The 21,557-nt window shown below is 41.5% G+C and carries 21 protein-coding genes; 8 read left to right on the top strand and 13 right to left on the bottom strand.

Features of this window, described 5'->3' with window-relative positions; genetic code table 11:
- Window positions 1-167 precede the first annotated feature (167 nt).
- Both AN944_RS12410 and AN944_RS12405 read right to left on the bottom strand, forming a co-directional pair.
- Window positions 168-422: a YheU family protein gene (locus tag AN944_RS12410; protein WP_055024938.1), complete on the bottom strand. Its 255-nt coding sequence runs from the start codon at window positions 420-422 to the stop codon at window positions 168-170.
- A 4-nt stretch (window positions 423-426) separates the two neighbouring features.
- Window positions 427-1,389 (bottom strand): hydrolase, encoded by a 963-nt coding sequence (locus AN944_RS12405; RefSeq protein ID WP_055024937.1) that lies wholly within the window; start codon window positions 1,387-1,389, stop codon window positions 427-429.
- A gap of 180 nt (window positions 1,390-1,569) precedes the next feature.
- Here AN944_RS12405 and AN944_RS12400 point away from each other — a divergent pair, with 180 nt between their 5' ends.
- The 5 genes from AN944_RS12400 (at window position 1,570) to arsJ (ending at window position 6,671) form a co-directional block, all read left to right on the top strand.
- Complete coding sequence (locus tag AN944_RS12400) at window positions 1,570-2,070, top strand: hypothetical protein (RefSeq protein ID WP_055024936.1); 501 nt, start codon at window positions 1,570-1,572, stop codon at window positions 2,068-2,070.
- A gap of 45 nt (window positions 2,071-2,115) precedes the next feature.
- Entirely contained in the window at window positions 2,116-3,705 is a 1,590-nt protein-coding gene (locus tag AN944_RS12395) for a GMC family oxidoreductase (protein ID WP_055024935.1), read from the top strand.
- Between the two features lie 242 nt (window positions 3,706-3,947).
- The gene (locus AN944_RS12390; RefSeq protein WP_055024934.1) at window positions 3,948-4,286 is read left to right on the top strand and encodes a metalloregulator ArsR/SmtB family transcription factor; all 339 of its coding nucleotides are present in this window, start codon (window positions 3,948-3,950) and stop codon (window positions 4,284-4,286) included.
- A 91-nt stretch (window positions 4,287-4,377) separates the two neighbouring features.
- A complete protein-coding gene (locus AN944_RS12385) occupies window positions 4,378-5,394 on the top strand; it encodes an ArsJ-associated glyceraldehyde-3-phosphate dehydrogenase (RefSeq protein ID WP_055024933.1) in 1,017 nt (338 codons plus the stop codon).
- Window positions 5,395-5,441: 47 nt separating this feature from the next.
- Entirely contained in the window at window positions 5,442-6,671 is a 1,230-nt protein-coding gene (arsJ, locus tag AN944_RS12380) for an organoarsenical effux MFS transporter ArsJ (protein ID WP_408005084.1), read from the top strand.
- 90 nt (window positions 6,672-6,761) lie between these two features.
- On the opposite strand, the gene AN944_RS12375 is transcribed toward arsJ, so the two are convergent.
- Window positions 6,762-7,220, bottom strand: coding sequence for a DUF2390 domain-containing protein (locus AN944_RS12375; RefSeq protein ID WP_055024931.1), 459 nt, complete (start codon window positions 7,218-7,220; stop codon window positions 6,762-6,764).
- Between the two features lie 154 nt (window positions 7,221-7,374).
- Window positions 7,375-9,282: an ABC transporter ATP-binding protein gene (locus AN944_RS12370; protein WP_055024930.1), complete on the bottom strand. Its 1,908-nt coding sequence runs from the start codon at window positions 9,280-9,282 to the stop codon at window positions 7,375-7,377.
- A gap of 151 nt (window positions 9,283-9,433) precedes the next feature.
- Here AN944_RS12370 and AN944_RS12365 point away from each other — a divergent pair, with 151 nt between their 5' ends.
- Window positions 9,434-9,631, top strand: a complete 198-nt coding sequence (locus AN944_RS12365; RefSeq protein WP_055024929.1) for a YheV family putative zinc ribbon protein — start codon at window positions 9,434-9,436, stop codon at window positions 9,629-9,631.
- A gap of 60 nt (window positions 9,632-9,691) precedes the next feature.
- Here the strand turns inward: AN944_RS12365 and AN944_RS12360 are convergent, their stop codons facing one another.
- From AN944_RS12360 to sfsA, 8 genes are all read right to left on the bottom strand, one after another.
- Window positions 9,692-10,228 (bottom strand): hypothetical protein, encoded by a 537-nt coding sequence (locus AN944_RS12360; protein ID WP_055024928.1) that lies wholly within the window; start codon window positions 10,226-10,228, stop codon window positions 9,692-9,694.
- A gap of 288 nt (window positions 10,229-10,516) precedes the next feature.
- Window positions 10,517-11,362, bottom strand: a complete 846-nt coding sequence (gene panC / locus AN944_RS12355; RefSeq protein ID WP_055024927.1) for a pantoate--beta-alanine ligase — start codon at window positions 11,360-11,362, stop codon at window positions 10,517-10,519.
- 35 nt (window positions 11,363-11,397) lie between these two features.
- Complete coding sequence (gene panB, locus AN944_RS12350; protein WP_055024926.1) at window positions 11,398-12,192, bottom strand: 3-methyl-2-oxobutanoate hydroxymethyltransferase; 795 nt, start codon at window positions 12,190-12,192, stop codon at window positions 11,398-11,400.
- A 65-nt stretch (window positions 12,193-12,257) separates the two neighbouring features.
- Entirely contained in the window at window positions 12,258-12,737 is a 480-nt protein-coding gene (gene folK / locus AN944_RS12345) for a 2-amino-4-hydroxy-6-hydroxymethyldihydropteridine diphosphokinase (protein WP_055024925.1), read from the bottom strand.
- Between the two features lie 2 nt (window positions 12,738-12,739).
- Window positions 12,740-14,083 carry a polynucleotide adenylyltransferase PcnB gene (gene pcnB / locus AN944_RS12340; protein WP_235530896.1) on the bottom strand — a complete coding sequence of 448 codons (1,344 nt, stop codon included), beginning with the start codon at window positions 14,081-14,083 and terminating at the stop codon, window positions 12,740-12,742.
- A 186-nt stretch (window positions 14,084-14,269) separates the two neighbouring features.
- Window positions 14,270-15,142 (bottom strand): tRNA glutamyl-Q(34) synthetase GluQRS, encoded by an 873-nt coding sequence (gene gluQRS, locus AN944_RS12335; RefSeq protein WP_144430188.1) that lies wholly within the window; start codon window positions 15,140-15,142, stop codon window positions 14,270-14,272.
- A gap of 239 nt (window positions 15,143-15,381) precedes the next feature.
- A complete protein-coding gene (gene dksA / locus AN944_RS12330) occupies window positions 15,382-15,825 on the bottom strand; it encodes an RNA polymerase-binding protein DksA (protein WP_055024924.1) in 444 nt (147 codons plus the stop codon).
- 118 nt (window positions 15,826-15,943) lie between these two features.
- Window positions 15,944-16,648: a DNA/RNA nuclease SfsA gene (gene sfsA / locus AN944_RS12325; protein WP_055024923.1), complete on the bottom strand. Its 705-nt coding sequence runs from the start codon at window positions 16,646-16,648 to the stop codon at window positions 15,944-15,946.
- 381 nt (window positions 16,649-17,029) lie between these two features.
- Between sfsA and pepB the strand changes: the two genes are divergently transcribed.
- A complete protein-coding gene (pepB, locus tag AN944_RS12320; protein ID WP_055024922.1) occupies window positions 17,030-18,304 on the top strand; it encodes an aminopeptidase PepB in 1,275 nt (424 codons plus the stop codon).
- 104 nt (window positions 18,305-18,408) lie between these two features.
- On the opposite strand, the gene thpR is transcribed toward pepB, so the two are convergent.
- Entirely contained in the window at window positions 18,409-18,960 is a 552-nt protein-coding gene (gene thpR, locus AN944_RS12315) for an RNA 2',3'-cyclic phosphodiesterase (RefSeq protein ID WP_055024921.1), read from the bottom strand.
- 220 nt (window positions 18,961-19,180) lie between these two features.
- Between thpR and AN944_RS12310 the strand changes: the two genes are divergently transcribed.
- On the top strand, window positions 19,181-21,424 hold the full coding sequence (locus tag AN944_RS12310) for a bifunctional diguanylate cyclase/phosphodiesterase (protein WP_082420006.1): 2,244 nt from the start codon (window positions 19,181-19,183) through the stop codon (window positions 21,422-21,424).
- Window positions 21,425-21,557: the final 133 nt, after the last annotated feature.

The following is a 21,557-nucleotide window of genomic DNA, read 5'->3' as shown; positions in this document are numbered from 1 at the left end:
TTAAACTCGAAGAAAAACAGACTCTATTTATACGGGCTGAAACCTTTTAGGTCAATATTATACCAATCAAAATGAATATCTAAGCAGTCGCTAATGTATAGATTTTGAGCCACTGTTATGATTTATCTAAGGTTTAAATTGCAAAGGCATACTGAGCAGGGCGAAGTTTAATCAAAGTCCGCCGTAGGGTAAATAATCTGATCTTTATGTCTTATAGCGATTGATTCATCATCCTCGCTGTATTCGACTTTTAATTCACCTTGTTTCAGTGACTGTTTGCATTTTTCAATGGCCAACTGAATTTGGTCATCATCTAATTGACCAAATGAACCATCCTCTACCTGAGTGAATAAATACTCTTTTATAAGGTTGTTGAGCGTATCTGGTGGTAACTGTTGTAAGGCTTCAAAAGGGATTAGCATAGGGTTAACTCGTCATAAAAGAGATGATTCTGGATTCTAAATAGTACTTAGGTTTCCACGGTGTGCCGCCACAAATAAAACCGACGTGACCACCGTGATGATGAAGCTCGTATTCTACATGCTTTGATAATTCGTCTTCAGAAGGGATTACTGCATCAGTCATAAAGGGGTCGTCTTTAGCGTGAATAATCAATGTGGGCTTTTGAACATGCTGCAAAAATGGCTTACCGCTAGCACGTTGATAATAGTCAAATACATCATTAAAGCCATGCAGAGGCGCAGTGACTTTGTCATCAAATAAATGAAATGTGGTTAATTTATCAATTTCATTAGCAGTCACTGGCATGGAACTCGTTAAGTGTTGTTGAGTGAGTTTGTCCTGCATTTTTTGTTGTAACTGCTTGATTAAATGTTGCTGGTAAACTGTTGAAAATCCACTTTCTAGTTTTTTAGCACAAGCTGCTAAACATAAAGGCGCAGAAACAATAACTGTTTTGTCTAATTGGCTTTGATGACCATGCTCACCTTGATATTTAGCTAATACATTTCCACCCAAACTGTATCCTACTGCTAATAATGGTGAATCAGGGTAATGACGTTTTAATTGGGATAGTGTGAAGTGAATATCTTGAGTATCACCGCTGTGATAGCTCCTAGCTAAACGGTTTGGCATACCTGAGCAGCTGCGATGGTGATGCACAACAGCACACAATTGATGATCATTGGCCGTTTGCAACATTCTGCGGACATAATGTGAGTCACTACTGCCTTCTAAACCATGCAAAATAACTAAAATCGGCTTGCCATTAACCGGTGTCGCTAACCAGTCTAAATCAATAAAATCGCCATCAGGTAACTCTTGTCTTTGACGTTTTAACTCTGGTTTGTCCACTTTGGTGAATACAGGTAAAATCGTTTGAATATGGGAGCTTACGGCCCACCAAGGTGGCATAAAACGCTTTTTCATAGGGTTATTTTATATACAGTGGTTTGTTAATATTCAAACGTGTGTTTAAATGTTGATTGAGTTCACTTTAGCATAGTTGCTTTTAAGGCAACAGATTTGGCGCGTTTCAATCAAGCCAAGAGCTTTTGAAAATGCGAGTGCACAACTCAGTAGGTAGGCAATGTCAATAAAGGGATGATAATGAAAAGAAGAACCTTTTTAACTGGAGCATTTACTGGTACCGCGGCACTGGCATTAGGCGTGAGCTTGTATACACCAGAAGTGAGTGATAGCCCTGACGACACACACCGTTTGCTATTTAGTGTGCTTATCCCTGTATTTATGGACGGAGCATTACCAGAAGTGGCTAACTATCGAGAGGCATTTTTAAATCGAACCATTAATGCGATTAACCAAACGATTAGCGTGCTACCCACTGAGCAACAACAAGAATTATCTCAGTTATTATCAATGCTTGAGTCTCGCTTTGGCTTGCTGATTTTAACCAGTAGCATCACGCCGCTAATGTTAAGAACCCCGGCTGAGTTAAACGATATGTTAGAACAGTGGCGCCACCACTTTTTAGATATGATGCAGACAGCTTACATAGGGCTGCGCGAATTGATTGTATCGAGCTACTACGCCTGTCCCGAACACTGGGGGCGATTACATTATGCAAAACCCACCTTTCTTGATGCATAACCTATTTGATCGCAACAACAATAACAACAGATCCTGGAGTATCAAATGGCAGCAAATATTGTCGATCCAATCATCACTGGACTAAATGAAGGCTGGCAGCATATTGATGCCAACTTACTGACAGAAGACCAACATTTTGAAGCTGATGTTGTGATTGTTGGGACTGGTGCAGGTGGTGGAACCGCGGCCGAAATTCTTACCGATGCCGGTTTAAAGGTTATCATGATTGAAGCGGGGCCGCTTAAATCTTCACAAGATTTTGATATGGAAGAGCGCACTGCTTACCCCAACTTATATCAACAAGCAGCAGCGATGAAAACCTCTGATAAAGGCATTGGTATTTTTCAGGGACGCAGTGTTGGCGGCTCAACCACGGTTAACTGGACGACTTCAATTCGAACTCCTGAAAATGCATTGGCTTTTTGGGAGCAAGAAAAATCTGTTAAAGGGCTTTCATCCCAAAGCTTATTGCCTTGGTTTGAAAAGATGGAAGCAAGACTGAATATCAGTGAATGGCAATTCCAGCCAAACTTGAATAACGCTGCATTAAAAGAGGGCTGTGAAAAACTTGGATGGGAATACACAGTCATTAAACGCAATGTTAAAGGCTGCTGGAATACAGGTTATTGCGGCATGGGGTGTCCAGTCAATGCAAAGCAGTCGATGTTGGTTACAACCATTCCCAGTGCGCTAGCTCATGGTGCAACCTTGATTTCAAATGCTAAGGTTGTTGATTTAGCACATAAAGCGGATAAAGTTGTTAGTCTCACTGCCCACTCTTCCAATCGTGGCAGTAAGCTCACCTTTAGTGCAAGACATTATATTTTAAGTGCTGGCGCGATACATACGCCGACAATTTTGATGCGGGCAAAGACTCCAGATCCTCATCAATTACTGGGTAAAACCTTTCTACACCCGACCTTATTATCGGGAAGTATTTTTGACAAACAAATTGATGGCCACAGTGGTGCGCCTCAGTCTATTTATTCTGATGAATTTGTATGGCGCGACGGTGCAGCAGGCGAAATGGGCTATAAATTGGAAGTGCCGCCGATTCATCCTGTGTTAATCGCATCTAAAACCATCGGCTACGGGCGAAGTCATGCAGAGTTAATGACCCACTTTAATAATTTACAGGTAATGATAGCGCTTGTAAGAGATGGCTATTCTGCAGATAGTGTTGGTGGACAAGTTAGGTTAACAGATTCAGGCTTTGCATTAGATTACCCGCTTGAAAAACCATTTTGGGACACCGCAAGACGTGCTTTTGCGACTATGGCTGAATTACAGTTTGCTGCGGGCGCACAAAAAGTGTTGCCAATAAATGATGGCGTAGGGATGCAATTAAGCTGGAAACAAGCTAAAGAGACCATTGCGACTATGGACATAGGTTTATTAAAAACCATTGTGGCATCCGCTCATGTCATGGGAGGCTGCGCAATGGGAGAAGATAAAAGCATCTCAATGATTAACAGTGAAGGGCAGTCTCATTATTTCGAAAACTTATCAGTTATGGACGGCTCAATGTTCCCAACTAGCTTAGGCGCAAACCCTCAGCTATCGATTTATGGCATTGTTGCAAGAAATGCTACTTTATTGGCCGAACGATTGAAGCCGACAACGCCTAGTGTATAAATGAGCTATTTCATGTGAATAAAAACCGATGCCATTGCGTCGGTTTTTTTATATCAAAACAATGAGTTAATTTGATGCTTTTTAACTTAGATTATCAAACCATTTTTATCTAGCTAAAAAAAACGTATATGGAATTGCATATATGTGTTTATCCATATATATTGTCGGCATATTATTTGATTTAACTGTGCGGCTTTTATCATCCATTTCTAGGATATAAGCCAAGTGGTGAGAGAGTGCTTATGCAACCCAATGTCTTTTTTAAATGCCTAGCTGATGAAACTCGCCTACGCAGTTTACTCCTTATTTCTGTTAATCATGAACTGTGTGTGTGTGAGTTAATGGCCGCGTTAAATGATAGCCAGCCGAAGATTTCTCGCCATCTCGCTCAGCTACGAAAAGAAGAACTGCTTGTTGATAGACGTCAAGGTAAATGGGTTTATTACCGAGTAAATCCTCAACTACCGCAATGGATGCAAACTATGATTGCTCAAACAGCTGAGTCTAATAGTGAATTTATTGCCAATGATGTTAAACGATTGGCCGAGATGCCTAATCGACCTAAAGAAATGTGCTGCTAACCTTGCTAACGCACATGCAGCGCAATGACAAATACACTGGGCTGTAAAACCAACACGACAAATTACGATGAATGAATTAAGAAGGTGACTTATGACAATTAAAGTAGGAATTAACGGTTTTGGCCGTATGGGACGTTTATCTTTTCGTGCTGCGTTTGATTGGGAAGATGTTGAGTTTATCCAGATTAACGATCCTGCTGGTAATGCTGCGACGTTAGCGCATCTGGTTAACTTTGATTCTGTCCATGGTCGCTGGGAACATGAAGCTATCGCCAATGATAATGTCATTGAGGTTAATGGTCATAAAATCACTTGTACAGCGAATAAAGCGATTGCAGATACCGATTGGTCTAATTGTGATGTGGTGATTGAAGCATCAGGTGTGATGAAGACTAAAGCAAAATTACAAGCTTATTTAGATCAAGGTGTAAAACGTGTTGTGGTTACTGCTCCAGTAAAAGAAGACGGTGTGTTAAATGTCGTTATGGGCGTAAACCACCAAGATTACGATAAAGCTATTCACCCGATTGTTACCGCTGCATCATGTACTACAAACTGTTTAGCACCAGTGGTTAAAGTGATTCATGAATCACTTGGGATTGTGCATGGTTCAATGACAACGATTCATGACATTACAAACACCCAAACAATCCTTGATGCACCCCATAAAGATTTACGTCGTGCAAGAGCGTGTGGCATGAGCCTTATTCCAACAACAACGGGATCGGCTACGGCAATCACTCATATTTTCCCTGAATTAAAAGGGCGCTTAAATGGTCACGCTATTCGTGTGCCATTAGCCAATGCTTCAATTACAGATTGTGTGTTTGAAGTGAGCCGAAATACCACGGAAGCGGAAGTTAACGCATTATTGAGTGAGGCTGCAGCAGGCCCTCTAGCGGGGGTGCTGGGTTATGAAACAAGACCACTTGTGTCTATTGATTATAAAACTGATCCTCGTTCAGCAGTTATTGATGCTCCATCGACCATGGTGGTCAATGGTACTCAAGTAAAATTATACGTTTGGTACGACAATGAATGGGGTTATGCAAACCGCACCGCAGAGTTAATGCGTTTAGTGGGTTTACAAGATAAAGCTAACTCCTAGTCAATTTGGGAGCGGATAGAGTAAACAGGGTTATTGCGATGTCTTTTATGACTAAATTGGCAAATTTGCCTAGTGAAATAAAACAATACTTAATTGTGACCGGCAACTATTGGGCATTTACATTAACTGATGGCGCCTTGCGGATGCTGGTGGTGCTGCACTTTCATGGGCTAGGGTATAGCCCGATTGAAATTGCGATGTTGTTTTTGTTTTATGAAATTTTTGGTGTTGTGACTAACCTAGTGGGTGGCTGGTTAGGTGCGAGGGTAGGATTAAATCGCACCATGAATATCGGCCTTGGTATGCAAGTGATTGCATTATCAATGCTACTCGTTCCTAACGAATGGTTAACTGTCGTCTGGGTGATGGCAGCGCAAGCTCTATCTGGTATTGCAAAAGACCTGAATAAAATGAGTGCTAAAAGCGCCATTAAAACACTCGTACCAGCTGGAGCGGAAAGTAAGCTTTATCAGTGGGTCGCCATTTTAACAGGTTCTAAAAATGCCTTAAAAGGAGTCGGATTCTTTTTAGGTGGTGCATTATTGAGTCTATTTGGTTTCCAAGTTGCTATTTTGATTATGGCTCTGGCATTGTTGTTGGTATGGATCTTCAGTGTTGTTAGTTTAAAAAGTGAAATGGGTAAGGCCACAGCTAAGCCGAAATTTACTGAGATTTTTTCTAAAAGTAGCACGATAAACTACCTTTCTGCCGCAAGATTATTCTTGTTCTCTGCTAGAGATGTTTGGTTTGTCGTAGCCTTGCCAGTGTATTTAGCCAGTCAGTTTAATTGGGATCATTGGTATGTCGGAGGTTTTTTAGCGACATGGGTTATCGGTTATGGCGCTGTGCAATCTTTTGCTCCTTACTTTACTGGTAAAAAGCAAGGCAAGGTGCCGGATGGTAAAAGCGCATTTGTTTGGGCTGGGATATTAGCTATTATTCCTGGATTGATTGCTTTGGCTTTGGTGTCAGACTGGCATAGCCAAACAGTATTGATCGGTGGTTTATTGATTTTTGGCGGCTTGTTTGCGGTTAATTCGTCGATGCATAGCTATTTAATTGTCAGCTATGCAGATCAAGACGGCGTGTCACTCGATGTTGGTTTTTATTACATGGCAAATGCCATGGGTAGACTGATAGGCACATTGTTGTCTGGTTGGGTGTTTCAGCAATACGGTTTAGAAGCGTGTCTGTGGATTTCAAGTGGATTTATTGCGTTGGCAGCAGTGATTTCATTGAAGCTACCACAACATCAACCTATGACACAAAAAACCTAATCGTTAAGAAGGTAAAGCTAAGAATTTAGGCTAGATATCTTTAATAAACATTTTGCTGGTTATTGAGAAGCGATAAACAGCAAAATGATGTTAAGCAGATTGCAGACCGGTAAAGTAGTCTGCATCAATACCAAATAAACACAAATAATTGTCCGTGTTATAGGTGTCATTGTCATTGTTAACAACCACGCTAACACCTTCTGCTTCAAACTGATTCAGCTTTTTAAGTAACATTTGCTGGGTTTTTCGCTCCATCATGAGCTCGATATCCAACATCTGTTGATACTCCCCCGGTTGCAAATAGGTTTTTGCTAGGCGGCGTAATTTACGATAAGGCGAAACCACTTTGGTATCCCAATCTTCAATAGTTGCAGCTAAGCTTTCCCATTGAGCGAGCGCTAAAGGGTGCTGCTGTTGGTCGAGATATTGAGCGAGTAAAAGGAGATTAATATTGACCTGATAATCGTCTTGCACGCTAATATAGCTTAAACGATGAGTGGCGTAACGGTTATCACAATCACGCCAAAGTAACGAATTAAACTGTTGCACTGGCTATTTCTCCTTAAATACTAGCGTCCATCAATAGGGCTTGTGCCTGTTTACTCTAGCCCTGTTGTAAATTGGTACTCCATTGCTTGAATGACGTTATGTGATTCAAGCGGGGGCTGACAGTGTTAACCCCGCAATAATGCTGATAACTTAATTAGCTAAGCGTAAATTCTTGTTCAATAACTTCGATTTGCTCTTGTAGCTCTAGCCAAGTCATTTCACTTTCATCCATTGCTTGAGTCAGTTCTGTTCGTTCATTGAGCACTTTCGTCATTTTAGCTTTATTTTCAGTTTCATACAGTGAACCATCTGCCAATTCTGTTTCAAGCTCACTTAAACGACTGGTTATTTTTTGCTGTTGAGTTTCAAGTTTGATTTGTTGCTTACGTAAAGGCGATACCTTTTGTCTCAACTCTGCTTCTAAGCGTTTTTGCAGCTTTTTATCGACTGCTGGCTTTACATTATTATCATCTGAAACCGGTTGTGCAGCTTTTGCCGCATCAAGTAGCCATTGATGATAGTCGTCTAAGTCGCCTTGGAATGGTTTAACAGCGCCTTGGTCTACAAGGTAATAATCGCTACAGCTTAACCGTAAAAGATGTCGATCATGTGACACGATGACCATGGCACCTTCAAAAGTTTGCAAGGCCATTGTCAGCGCATGGCGCATTTCTAAATCAAGGTGGTTGGTGGGTTCATCTAATAGCAAAACGTTTGGTTTTTGCCAAACTAATAGGGCTAATACTAGGCGGGCTTTTTCACCACCAGAAAATGGCCCGACAGCAGACAAAGCCATATCACCATTAAAGCCAAACCCACCTAAGAAGTTACGTAATTCAAGCTCTTTGGCATTTGGCGCTAATCGCACCATATGTTGCAATGGGCTATCATCCAAACTTAAAAATTCGATTTGATGCTGAGCAAAGTAACCAATATTTAGCCCTGGGTTAGGCTGATATTTACCTGTTTTCGGCGCTAATTCTCCAGTAAGCAGCTTAATTAAGGTCGACTTACCTGCACCATTGCGCCCAAGTAGGCCAATACGAGCCCCAGGCACAAGGTTGAGCTTTACTTCACTTAGAATTGTTTTATCACCGTAACCAATAGAAACATTTTCCATGGTCACTAGCGGATTTGGTAGGGCATCTGGCTCACGAAACGCCATATGAAATTGGCTGTCAACTTGAGAAGGCAACAGGTTAGCCATTTTTTCTAAGGCTTTTAATCGGCTTTGAGCTTGTTTGGCTTTGCTGGCTTTATACCTGAAACGATCAACAAAAGATTGCATGTGGGCACGTTCTTTTTGTTGACGTTCAAATGCGGCTTGTTGCTGTGACAAGCGTTCAGCACGAATACGTTCAAAGGCACTGTAATTACCTTTGTAATAGTTAAGCTTTGCATGCTCGACGTGAACAATTTCATCCACAATACCATCAATAAAGTCACGGTCATGACTGATAAGGATCAGTGTGCCTTGATATGCTTTAATCCAACCTTCAAGCCAATACATGGTATCTAAATCTAAGTGGTTGGTAGGTTCATCGAGAAGTAAAAGATCAGAGCGACATAATAAAGCCTGTGCTAAGTTAAGGCGCATACGCCAGCCACCTGAGAAACTTTTTACTGGGCTACTTTGTTCTGTTTCACTAAAACCTAAGCCCGCTAATAATGCACCCGCTCGTGATCGGATTGCATAGCCACCAATGGCGTCGATTTTGCCATGGATAAGCGCAATGTTATGACCATCATTATCTTCTTGTGCTTGATTGAGTTGAGCCTCAAGTTGTCTAAACTCAACGTCACCATCAAGCACGTATTCTAATGCTGAGACTTCTAATGCAGGCGTTTCTTGCGCTACAGTCGCAATTTGCCAGCCTGCTGGAAGGCTAAAATCACCTTTATCGAGTTGTAAGTTACCTAAAATCAAGGCCAACAATGAAGACTTACCGGTTCCGTTTGCGCCTACTAGGCCAACTTTATGACCAGGGTATACGGTGAGATCGGCGTCATCGAGTAAGGTTTTTGTTCCACGGATGAGCTGGGCTTGACTGATGTTAATCATGAATAGCAACTTGATTGGTGATAAGACAAAAAGTGCAGGGATAATAGCGTAATTGATAGTTTTTTAATACCAGAGCGAGACTGGATTAGTACAACTATGGCAAAATAATGATATTGAATTGATAAATGTGTAGAAGAAAAATAATAAAATTATGACAAAAATTAAGAAACGCTTTGTAGCTGGGGCTAAATGCCCTAAATGTCATGCGCAAGATAGCATTCAGTTATTTAAAGAAAATGGGATTGAAACTGTAGAATGCACAGATTGTGATTATCGTGAGCAACAAACTGAGGCGAAAGTTGCCAAAAAGGCCACAGGTGATGTGATAGGGGTCTTTAAACCTGATTAAGTTTTCAAAATGAAAATGCTTAAATGTGAGAAAAGTAAAGGCTAACGGTCTAAGAGTTCGTTAGCCTTCTTCTTTGGCTAGAGCGCCATCATTGGCGCTTTCAGCAAGAATTTTGTTTTTGTGTTCGATGAGCACGATGATGACATGACGGTTATTTTTCATTAACTCATCAAAGCGATGATTAATTTCACCTAAATCTTCCACATAGTCTGGATCGTCTTTTTCTTTTTTATGCCAGTAACGATTTCTATCTAGCTTTTGTATTTCGCTTGCACGTAAAATTTCAAAATAGCTATTTTCTTGTTTAAGACGATACACCTCACTATCGAGCAACTGGATCAGTTTCTCTTTAGAGATGGTTTCTTTTTTCAATAGTGCTTTTAACGGATCTTCTTTTAATACGATTTTGTCAGAATCGACTTCGGTTGTGATACCTAATTCATATTCAATTTTATGCTGACGAAATTCTTTCGGACAGACCGTTTGGCTGAAGGCAATTTTGTTGTCCTTCATACACTTATATATTGTATTTGCAGAGGCAAACGTCGGCCCCATAAATAATACAATCATCAATGTTAGTAGTAGTCTAATTGGCATGCGGCCACATATCCTTTTGATAAACAAATATCCTTTTAACACCTTTTGTTAAAAAATATATCCGTTGCTTACCGCTAGTTGGCCAATATCCATTGGCTCTAGAAGTTTGTAAATCATTATAGTCGGTTGTAACAATAATGTAGGTATACTTTTTTACTATGGCCTAATTTTAACGAGAAAACCAGTTTTTTGACAGTAGATTTTTTATTGGCACTGAAGAACTTTGCTTTAAATATGTAAGACTTAGTGAAAAATCAGCTAAGTCTTACAGGGCAAGTGGTGAATAGATTAACGTTGGAAAGTGAGGTTATCGATTAATCGTGTGTTGCCAAGGTAGGCGGCAGCTAAGATAACAAGGTGTTTATCATCTGCAGTCGCAATGGCTAAATTGGCAGCGTTTCTTATTGAAAAGTAATCTATTTTAAAGCCTGCTTGGGTCAACATGTCAGCGGCTACTGCCTCGCTTTCAGTGATTGTTTTACCATCCATAACATGTTGCGCAGCTGCATCCATGGTCCGTTTAATAGTGGCAGCTTGATGTTTTTGCTCTGTCGTTAGATAGCCATTTCGCGAGCTCATCGCTAAACCTGAGGCTTCACGTATTGTGTCAATGCCTACAATTTCAATCGGTAATGATAAATCTTCAGCCATAGCAGTGATGACCATTAACTGTTGGTAATCTTTACGGCCAAAAACGGCGATATCAGCTTGAACAATATTAAATAACTTACAAACGATAGTAGCGACACCACGGAAGTGACCTGGTCGACTTGCACCGCAAAACTCATCACCAATATGAGGGACTTCTACGAAGGTTTGTTGCGCTAACCCTTTAGGGTAAATAATGTCTGGTGTGGGGGTGAACAAGAGTTCCGCGCCAGCGGCTACCAATGCTTCACTATCTGCTTGTAACGTTCTTGGATAGGCATCTAGATCTTCGTTTTGACCAAATTGCATAGGATTAACAAAGATTGATACGACAACATGATCCGCACGTTTTAGTGCTTCAGTTACTAAGGTAATGTGACCTTTATGAAGGTTGCCCATCGTTGGCACAAAGGCAACGGTATCGCCTTGCATGTGCCACTGTTTTACTTGCGCTCTAATTTCAGCAATGTTCGCTGTGGTAATCATTGATATTGACCTATAAACGATTAAAGAGTGCGTTATTAATTAAACGCATGTTCGTCAGCTGGGAATGTACCATTAGCCACTTCTTCAATGTAGGCTCTTACTGCTGCTCGAATTTCACCAGTTTGTTGTAAGTAATTTTTAGAGAACTTAGGGATGTAACCGCTAGAGATCCCAAGTACATCATGCATAACAAGGATCTGACCATCAGTATCACGTCCTGCTCCAATCCCTATGACAGGAATCGTTAGCGCATCAGTGATACGTTTTGCTAGCGCACTAGGGATGCATTCAACAACCAATAACTGAGCGCCAGCAGCTTGTAGTGCTAATGCATCATCGACCATTTGTTGGGCTTTGTCTTCTTCACGGCCTTGAATCTTAAAGCCACCAAATACGTGTACTGATTGAGGCGTTAAGCCTAAGTGTGCACAGACTGGAATACCGCGTTCAGTCAGCATTTTCACACTTTCTAGTAGCCATTCACCGCCTTCAAGTTTGACCATGGTTGCCCCTGCTTGCATTAGGGTGCTGGCATTGGTCATGGTTTGTTCTGGCGTGGCATAACTCATAAACGGCATATCAGCGATCAGTAACGCTCGCTTGCAACCTCGATTAACACTGGCTGTGTGATACGCAATATCATTGACTGTAACAGGTAGAGTGTCGTTGTGACCTTGAAGTACCATCCCTAATGAGTCGCCAACCAACAAAACGTCGATGCCTTCATTATCAAATGCGCCGGCAAAGCTCGCATCGTATGCGGTGAGTGCGGTAAATTTCTTACCTTCTTGTTTGAATTTGATAAGGGTTGAGCTAGTGACTTTTGACATAATAAACTCTTAAAAGTTATTCATATTCAAGTTATCGATTTGCGGTGCGTATTGCTAAGTGCTGATTAAAGTTGGACTAATTCAGCCCGCATTTCACTGGTAATTAAGTGTGTTAATTCAGTATTACAAGGCAGTATTAATTGCGGATTAATGTCTGCCAATGGAATGAGTACAAAACTGCGCTGTTTCATGCCGTAGTGGGGGACGGTGAGCCTTGGTGTGTCAATGCACTCTTGCCCATAAAGCAACAAGTCAAGATCCAATGTACGAGGCCCCCAGCGGACTTCTCTGACTCTGCCCTGGGTATTTTCAATATGTTGTAAGGCCTCAAGTAAGGCCATGGGAGTCAAGTTCGTGTTAAAGCTTGCTACCCCATTGACATAATCTGGCTGTTCTACATCACCCATAGGCACAGAGCGATATAGCGGCGAGATGGTCACCGCATTATTTTCTGCAATGGTTCTTAACGCCAGTACCGCATCTTCAAGTTGTTGTACTGGGTCATTAAGGTTTGCGCCTAACGCCACATAGACTGTGGTGCTCATGATTAACCTTTGTTAGTCGGTTTTACTTCAGATGAACCTGAGTTATCTGATTTAGGCTTTGGGCGACGACGTTTGCGCTGATGGGCGTTTCTGTTGCGACTAGGGCCTTTTTTATTGCTGCTTTTAGCAATGTCAGAGCGCTCTGTTTCATCTGCTTCAACAAATGATTTCCACCAAGTCGCAATTTTTCCGATATTGCCACCTTCAGCTTCACCACGTAACAGCAGTAAGTCATATGCAGCGCGGAACTTAGGGTGCTCAAGCAGTTTAAAGGCACGAGTGCCTTGGCTTCGCTCAAGACGCAGTTGTAATTGCCAAATATCTTTAGCAGGAGTGCTAAATCGACGTGGGATACTGATAGTACGGCATTGCTGCTCCATCACATCACCCATCGCGGCGACGTGCGCATCGTAATGGCTTAAACCACTTTCTAGGGCAATATCATCAGCACGTTGTTTTAATGGATACCATAATAACGCTGCATAGAAAAACGCTGGAGTAACAGGTTTGTCTTGGCTAACACGTAAATCGGTATTCGTCATTACAGCGTTAAGCATTTTGGCTGTATTGCCGTTTGGCTGCTCTTTTATCAGTGCTGAAATTTGCGGGAATAATGGCTGAAATAAACCGAAATCACGCATCATGTCGTAGTTAGCTTTTGCTTTACCAGCAAAGAATAACTTGAGTACTTCTTCGTACATTCTTGCGGCTGGGATATCTTTTAATAATGGCGCTAATGCGTTAATGGGCTCAGCCGTTTTGGATTCGATACTCATATCGAGTTTTGTCGCAAAACGAACCGCGCGTAGCATTCTAACAGGGTCTTCACGATAACGGGTTTCAGGATCGCCTATCAAACGTATGGTACGGTCATCAAGATCGCGAATACCGCCGCCATAGCTGTGAATAGAGTAATCGCTGATGTCGTAATAAAGTGCATTGATGGTAAAGTCACGACGCTCTGCGTCTTCATCAATTTCGCCATAGACGTTATCACGCAATAAACGGCCTTCAGCATTCGATTTCGAAATCTTGTCATTGGTTTCACCGTGATGACCCCGAAACGTTGCCACTTCAATGACGTCACGGCCAAACACAATATGCGCTAATCTAAATCGGCGACCAACGAGTCGGCTATTACGGAATAATTTTTTGATCTCTTCAGGGGTCGCATTAGTCACGACATCGAAATCTTTTGGTTCCATACCTAATAAAATATCGCGAACACCACCGCCAACTAAGTAAGCTTTATAGCCAGACTTGCTGAGTCGATAAAGTACTTTAAGTGCATTTTCACTGATTTGACGTCGAGAGATTGTATGGGCATCTCTGGTGACAATGTCCAAGCGAAGACCGTCATCTTGAACTTCTGGTTCATTGACAGGAGTGGATTTATTGTCTTCAAACAGTTGTCTGCAGAACTGACTAATACGGCGAAAAATAATACACCTCGAACGATACGATTAATGGTTAGAATTAAATGGTTAAAAATCTGGCGGCTATGATATACCAATTGTAAGCTAATGAGTATATCACTGCGCTATCAGAATCTCAGATACTTGAGGAATATCGGCTATCTTAAATTGTTCGATAGCTTGTTTTAGCATGATATCGACATTATCGGTATCAACCTCTGCTTGACCTAAAAACCTCAAGGCGGCGTTAATACTGGCCTGAGGGTGTTTTACATCGATAGCATTCGCATAATTCTGTTTTGATAATTTAAAGCCAGGCTTGGTACAAGCAAGGGGTAAGTGCAACCAGCTTGGTGAAGTAAAACCAAGAATATTATTCATACTCAATTGTCTGCAACTGGTTTCTAGCAAATCAGAACCACGAACAATTTCAGTGATCCCTTGAAAAGCATCATCGATGACTACAGCAAGTTGATAGGCAAATAAGCCATCGCTTCGCTTAATAATGAAGTCTTCACCAGCAAAATCATCACCTACGCTAACGTCTCCCATCACAACATCGTGAAATTGACTCACTTTTGCATGATTGCGAATACGAATCGCACCTTGGGTTAACCTAGGTGATAGTGAGCCACAACGACTGTCATAAGTGCCACCCATTAACCCAATTTGTTTACGAGTACATTGGCAATAGTATGCTTGGTCATTGCTAAGCAATTCATTAATATGCCGTTGATAAACTTCGCTACGATCACGTTGAAATAACGCTGTTTGATCCCATTGTAAGCCATAAGCTTCAAGTGTTCTGAGTATGTCATCACTCGCACCGGCAACTTCTCTTGGGGGATCAATGTCTTCGATTCTGACTAACCATTGGCCCTGCTGATGTTTTGCTCTTAAAAAACTGCCCAGTGCAGCGATAAGTGAGCCAAAATGTAAAGGGCCAGAAGGGGAAGGGGCAAAGCGGCCAATGTAATCTGGTGAGTTCACGACAAAACCCTTAATTGAAAGCGAAATATTGAACACATTAAGTTAGCAAAATCATTATCAGAAAGGGTATTGAGCCTTTCTTATTGTTGCCCATTATTATTGCTATATATGTTTAGAAGGGCGTTCACTACAAACTGATTTTGGCGTGGAAGTCGATAAAAAATACCAAAACAAAGGGCGAGAATAATCTCGCCCTACGATCTGATAAGCTGAATATACAGTTCTCAGTGGTTGCTGTATTAGCCAGCCATTTGCTTTTCTTTGATCTCTGCAAGAGTTTTACAGTCGATACATTGATCAGCAGTTGGACGAGCTTCAAGACGGCGAATACCGATTTCAACGCCACAAGAATCGCAGAAGCCGAAATCATCTTCTTCAATTTTTTGCAGTGTTTTTTCAATTTTCTTAATCAGCTTACGTTCTCTGTCACGAGCACGTAATTCTAAACTAAACTCTTCTTCTTGGGCTGCGCGATCAACTGGATCTGGGAAGTTTGCAGCTTCGTCTTGCATATGGTTCAACGTGCGATCAACTTCTTCACGTAACTGGTTACGCCAAGCTTCTAAAATCATTTTAAAATGACCACGTTGCTCTTCACCCATATACTCCTCACCAGCTTTTTCCTGGTAAGGTTCTACACCTGCGATAGCGAGTACGCCGAGTTTTTTGGTGCCTTCAGGCATAACGCATCTCCTGTAATAATTAGCGATTTATGTGCGTCGTAAAATTTATGGCCGCTATCTATAGCAGAAACTCTATAGCGTGGCAAACTATTTGATTAGTATTTTTTTCATTTTTGAACTAAACAATAACTTTGCATGAACGGGTAATGATACTTGAGGTTGCTGAGATTTCAGTTTGATAAGCTAAAACTTCAACGCCGCTATTGACCGCTTGTTTAAGTAATAATGCATATTGTGGATCGATATGCTCTGCCGCTTGAACGAGATTAATGCCTGAATGCTGTACGACAAACAATAACACTGCTCTATGACCTAGACTAACCATATGCATTAGCTCACGCAAATGCTTTTGCCCCCTAGCTGTGACAGAATCAGGAAAATACCCTACTGTTTGCTCTAATAATGTACAACTTTTCACTTCTACATAGCACAGCGGCTGTGTGTCATCACTCAGTAAAATATCAATTCGGCTATTTTCGTCACCGTATTTTACTTCTCGTTTAATGTTGGCGTAACCAGAAAGCTCAGTGATTACACCTGATTTAATCGCCTCTTCGGCTAAGGCATTCGCACGTCCTGTGTTAATACCGATTAAGTGCTGCTCAGGCGTAGCGCTGATTTCCCAAGTATGTGGGTACTTACGCTTAGGGTTGTCAGATGTGGAAAACCAAACGGTTTCACCTGGGAATAAACAGTTTTTCATTGAGCCAGTATTTGGGCAATGAATGGTAATCTCACTACCATCTTCTAGTTTTACATCAGCTAAAAAGCGTTTATAGCGTTTGAGTAACGTTCCTTTTTGTAAAGGTGGGGTAAAGTCCATAAGAAAGTGTGCTCCAGGCAATAAAGGGCTGATTGGGAGTGCTGAGTGATTTGGAGTGAATGCATACTGGCATTATCACTTTCACTTTATTTAGGCAAAGGTTATATCATGGGCTTGTATGACTTCAACTACTATTCAAGGGTGCATAAGTAAGAGCGAATGCTAGGGTGGTTTTACTGTGAGTGGCTATTTTTAGCAGTACATTCTTATTAACAATTAATATTAATTTTTGTGCTGGTTTTAGTCTCGTTTCATTACCGATTTACAGTACACTTAGCCCATTGGAAACAAACGTTACAATGTAAGAACAGCACAACAACGATTAAAAAACTAAACAGCACTAAAAAAGAACAGCACAAGCAGAATAATAAGGACAAAATAATGCAAATAATGACCGTTGCCCTAACACAAGATGCGCCACAAAGCCTTTGGGGCAAAGCAAGTGTGACTTATCAAGGTACTCAAGCGTTAATTCATTTAACTGATTCGGGTGTACTTCGCCAGGTACAAATGGCGGCTCGAAAAATTCGCGCTCAAGGTGTTACAAGTGTCCAGCTTGAAGGTGAATTATGGAATATCGACTCACAGTGGGCTTTCTCTCAAGGCTTTACAACGGCAAGAGGCGAGTTTGAAGTACGTTGGTGTGGCGATGAAGCGACTCAAACCACATTAACCCATCGTTTCGAAGCGGCTAGCTTTGCGCGTATGTTAGTCAATGAGACACCAGAAGAGCTGTCACCAGTGGTACTCGCCAATCATGCTGCTAATTGGTTAAAAGCGATTGGTGGCGACAATGTCAGCTACGAAATTGTTGAAGGTCAAGAACTACTTGAAAAGCAGTGGATTGGTTTGCACGCTGTTGGGCGTGGCAGTGAGCGTCCACCTGCAATGTTAGTGTTAGATTTTAATCCGCTTGGTGATGATGCACCTGTTTCGACAGCGTTAGTCGGAAAAGGCATCACATTTGATTCTGGTGGCTACAGTATTAAACCTTCTGTTGGCATGTTAGACATGAAGTGTGACATGGGCGGTGCTGCAACTGTTACTGCAGCACTGGGCTTGGCAATGAAAGCCGGTTTAAATAAACGCGTTAAGTTGTTCTTATGTTGTGCGGAAAACCTAATTAGTGGCCATGCTTATAAATTGGGCGATATTCTGACTTACAAAAATGGCGTCACTGTAGAAGTCGTAAATACTGATGCAGAAGGTCGTCTTGTTTTAGCGGATGGTTTGCAAGCTGCATCAGACACCGGGGCTGAATTGATCATTGATGCTGCTACGCTAACTGGCGCTGCTGTGATGGCAGTGGGTGATAATTATAATGCGATATTCTCGCCACAAACTGAAACCTTACAACGTGTGCAACAAAAAGCTGCTGACGTTTCTGAAAATGTTTGGCCATTACCGTTAAATGAATGGCACAAAGATATGTGTCCTTCTCCTTTTGCTGACACAGCTAACAGTCGTGCTATGAAAGGTGGTGGAGCAGGTGGTGCATCTAATGCCGCAGGCTTCTTGTGGCGCTTTGTCACGCCGGGAATGAATTGGTTACACATGGATTTAGCCGCGGCTTACTCATCTTCTGATTCAGCGTTATGGAGCGCAGGCGCGACAGGGCATGGTGTACTTACTATTGCCGCTTTACTAGAAGAGTAAATTCGATAGTGTCGTATTGACGCTAATAAGATAAAAAAGCCGCAATATTGCGGCTTTTTTATTGGGCTTTCATCAAAAGTGAACCACTGGAACAGCAATTGAACTTATGGCGTAAGAGGCCAGTGCTGAATCGGTAGATACTTAACCCCACCAGGCAAATTGAGGGATTCAAATAACGTCAGTTGTGTTGCTGTGACGGTAATCGGTGCCTTTAATAAGAATGGAAAACTTGTTTGCTCACTTGGTAAGGTGCAATGTCTAAATAAGCTTACATGGGGTCGGTAGTCGTGTTGACTTTGCATAAGGCCTAATTCTTTTGCCATATTCTGTAATTGGTTAGCTATGTAAGATAGCTTATCAACAGCCATCCCCTCTGCACAAATCAGCTTAGCTTGTGGCCAATGAGCAATATGGGGCATTGATACGGTAAAAGCATGAAAGGTTTCAGCTTCAATTAAGCGGCTAAGTGCAACCCTATCAGCCAAGCTTGTATTTCCTAAAAAAGCGGCAGTGATATGAAAGTTCTCTTTTGCTACGGTTTTAGCTTTCTGAGCGACTAACGGCTTTATGAAGGTTTGCTGTGCCTTTAACTCATTGGCGATTGAATCACCAACTGAAAAACCGACAAAAGTGCGTTTGTTAACACTTTTAGACATTAGTCCATCCTTATAAATATCTTGAATTAAATTGTATCGCTTGCGGGTCGCTAATGGGGTAATTTAGTTACTAAATACAATTAATTTAATGTAAAAAGTTGTCGTTTTTAATCTAAGATTAATGCAAGCAGCACAAAATCCATTGAATTTATCGAACATGAGGTTGGATAAATCTTAGCAATAATGAGAGCTACATTGCCAAATATTAATGAGTCGCATAATGGTTGATAGCGAATTTAAATCGGTATGGGTCAGTGAACAGTCATCTGAATTAAGTCGCTTTTTATCATCAGAAAAAGTCACAGCAGAAGTTGAGCTATTAACGCAGAAACTAGACTGTGACGGCGTAGTGATCGTACTGTCTCAAATATCAGAACACATCACCAGTGACTGTGTTGTGCAAGCCAATGCTTTAAAAGTGTATGACTCTGATGCGCAAACAGCAGAATTACTCGGTTTATCACTCGCTTCTTATCCTGACTTGTGTGAGCAACTCTTGTTGAATAACCATAGTGGGTTATTTCCTCATTGTGACCAAGCTGAACATGATGATTTACATTTTTCAGCGCTGTTAGTGGATGGACTCAATCAATTTTGTCACTCTTTAGCTAAGCCGATAAGACTATTGATTAATCATGTGGCGCAAATCGGTCATACTCGGCTGTGTCTCATCCCTTATCAACACCAAGCTAATTGGTCGGTAAACGCTACTGGTGGAGATGATTGCCAGTTTTATCTCACTAATGAATTTGCGCTAAAGCTTTGCTCACATGCAGAGCTCACACGAGTATCAGAATTACTGCAAAACAAAGAAATACAATACCTTGAGTTATTCCAACAATTACCTGTAGCGTGTGCGCTGATTGGTACTGACAATAATGTTAGTAATCAAAATCATGTCGCCAGTCAAAGCCTGCCTTTTACCATAGGCAAAAGTCTATTTTCTGTGATTAATTCAGATGATCATTTATTGCTTGAGGATTGTTTACACATCGTTAGAGAAGGCGCACTTCACCAATCTTGGTGTGAACTGCCCTTGATCGTTTCAGGTGTTAAGCACTGGTATAAAATGAGTTTTTGTCGTGCTCTTGATATTGAGCATCGACTACTCATGATGGTTGAAGATATTTCTGAGCGATATCGTTTAGCAGATGAACTGTCATTTCAATCAAATTATGACCCGCTAACAGGCTTACCTAATCGGGTGCAGTTTGAGGCGATGCTCGAAGAAACCATAAATGAGAAAGATAGGTTACCTGCCTGTGTTGCGTTTTTAGATCTGGACCAATTCCAAGTCATTAACGATGTCAGTGGACATCAAGCGGGTGATGAATTGCTTTGTCAGGTATCCAAGCGCTTGAGTCTTCTGCTTCGTACTGGGGATATTGTGGCCCGTTTAGGCGGCGATGAGTTTGGTATTTTAATGTATCACGCCGATAAAGCCTCAGCAGAGCAAGTGGCTAGCCGGATTTGTCAGCAACTCTCAGAGCATGAATTCACATGGGGGGAAATCACTCATAACGTCAGTATGAGTATGGGCATGTCCGAGCTTAACTCCCGCTCAGAAGACATTTATAGCGTCATGAGTCAAGCTGATGCCGCTTGTCGGATTGCAAAAGAAGATGGCCGAAATCGCTGGCACTTTTACAGTAAAAATGATCCGCAAATGCACCAGCTTTATAATCAAATGCTAGCGTCTGTGGATATTATCTCGGCATTAGCGCTTAACCAGTTTGAGTTATTTTTCCAATTGATAGAGCCGCTGTCTTCTAAAGATACTGGCATTCATATGGAAATTTTACTGAGGATGGTTCAAGAAGATGGCCGCTATGTTTCTCCTGGAGTATTTTTACCTGCAGCTGAGCGCTATAACCTCGCATCTCGTATCGATCGTTGGGTTATCGACAATTTGTTGAAGTGGGGCTCAAGGCATATGGAGATCTGGGACGACCTTAACATGGTTTCACTGAATTTATCTGCAGTGTCTTTATCAGATAGTAAATTCATGAGCTGGCTTGAAATGCGCTTAATGGTTGAACCTGAATTAGTTGATAAGTTATGTTTTGAAATCACTGAAACCGCCGCAGTTAGCCAACTTGAACAAGCCACAGCCTTGATTGATTTGTTAAAACCGCTTGGTTGTAAACTTGCGTTGGATGATTTTGGTTCAGGTTTCTCAAGCTTTGCTTATTTGAAGTGCCTTGATGTAGATTACGTCAAAATTGATGGTCAGTTTGTTGTGAATGTATGTGATGACCGCAGTGATAAAGCCATTGTTTCTGCTATTTGCCAGCTAGGTAAAGACATGGATTTTGAAGTGATTGGCGAGTTTGTTGAAAATCAAAACATCGGACTTTTATTGCGTGAACTAGGTGTAGATTATGCTCAAGGTTACGCGATTGGTAAGCCGACACGATTAATGGAACTAGATTCTGGGCTAAGACAACCTTGGCTGATCGACTGAATATAGGCCAAGCGAAGCTGCGAAAACTTATCATATCAACCCTTTCTTTGTCATATGGCGCAGACATAACACAATCCTTGTTGAGATAGCATCAACAAGCGATTGTGAGTAAACTGACTTCAGTATTTTCTTG

This window comes from Shewanella sp. P1-14-1 (assembly GCF_001401775.1).
GTDB lineage: Bacteria > Pseudomonadota > Gammaproteobacteria > Enterobacterales > Shewanellaceae > Shewanella > Shewanella japonica.
This window is presented reverse-complemented; position numbering and strand designations above follow the sequence as displayed.

Bases quoted from the DNA above. Each gene is read 5' to 3' on its own strand.
- AN944_RS12410 (WP_055024938.1), bottom strand. From the start codon at position 422: ATGCTAATCCCTTTTGAAGCCTTACAACAGTTACCACCAGATACGCTC.
- AN944_RS12405 (WP_055024937.1), bottom strand. From the start codon at position 1,389: ATGAAAAAGCGTTTTATGCCACCTTGGTGGGCCGTAAGCTCCCATATT.
- AN944_RS12400 (WP_055024936.1), top strand. From the start codon at position 1,570: ATGAAAAGAAGAACCTTTTTAACTGGAGCATTTACTGGTACCGCGGCA.
- AN944_RS12395 (WP_055024935.1), top strand. From the start codon at position 2,116: ATGGCAGCAAATATTGTCGATCCAATCATCACTGGACTAAATGAAGGC.
- AN944_RS12390 (WP_055024934.1), top strand. From the start codon at position 3,948: ATGCAACCCAATGTCTTTTTTAAATGCCTAGCTGATGAAACTCGCCTA.
- AN944_RS12385 (WP_055024933.1), top strand. From the start codon at position 4,378: ATGACAATTAAAGTAGGAATTAACGGTTTTGGCCGTATGGGACGTTTA.
- arsJ (WP_408005084.1), top strand. From the start codon at position 5,442: ATGACTAAATTGGCAAATTTGCCTAGTGAAATAAAACAATACTTAATT.
- AN944_RS12370 (WP_055024930.1), bottom strand. From the start codon at position 9,282: ATGATTAACATCAGTCAAGCCCAGCTCATCCGTGGAACAAAAACCTTA.
- AN944_RS12365 (WP_055024929.1), top strand. From the start codon at position 9,434: ATGACAAAAATTAAGAAACGCTTTGTAGCTGGGGCTAAATGCCCTAAA.
- AN944_RS12360 (WP_055024928.1), bottom strand. From the start codon at position 10,228: ATGCCAATTAGACTACTACTAACATTGATGATTGTATTATTTATGGGG.
- panC (WP_055024927.1), bottom strand. From the start codon at position 11,362: ATGATTACCACAGCGAACATTGCTGAAATTAGAGCGCAAGTAAAACAG.
- panB (WP_055024926.1), bottom strand. From the start codon at position 12,192: ATGTCAAAAGTCACTAGCTCAACCCTTATCAAATTCAAACAAGAAGGT.
- folK (WP_055024925.1), bottom strand. From the start codon at position 12,737: ATGAGCACCACAGTCTATGTGGCGTTAGGCGCAAACCTTAATGACCCA.
- dksA (WP_055024924.1), bottom strand. From the start codon at position 15,825: ATGCCTGAAGGCACCAAAAAACTCGGCGTACTCGCTATCGCAGGTGTA.
- sfsA (WP_055024923.1), bottom strand. From the start codon at position 16,648: ATGGACTTTACCCCACCTTTACAAAAAGGAACGTTACTCAAACGCTAT.
- pepB (WP_055024922.1), top strand. From the start codon at position 17,030: ATGCAAATAATGACCGTTGCCCTAACACAAGATGCGCCACAAAGCCTT.
- thpR (WP_055024921.1), bottom strand. From the start codon at position 18,960: ATGTCTAAAAGTGTTAACAAACGCACTTTTGTCGGTTTTTCAGTTGGT.
- AN944_RS12310 (WP_082420006.1), top strand. From the start codon at position 19,181: ATGGTTGATAGCGAATTTAAATCGGTATGGGTCAGTGAACAGTCATCT.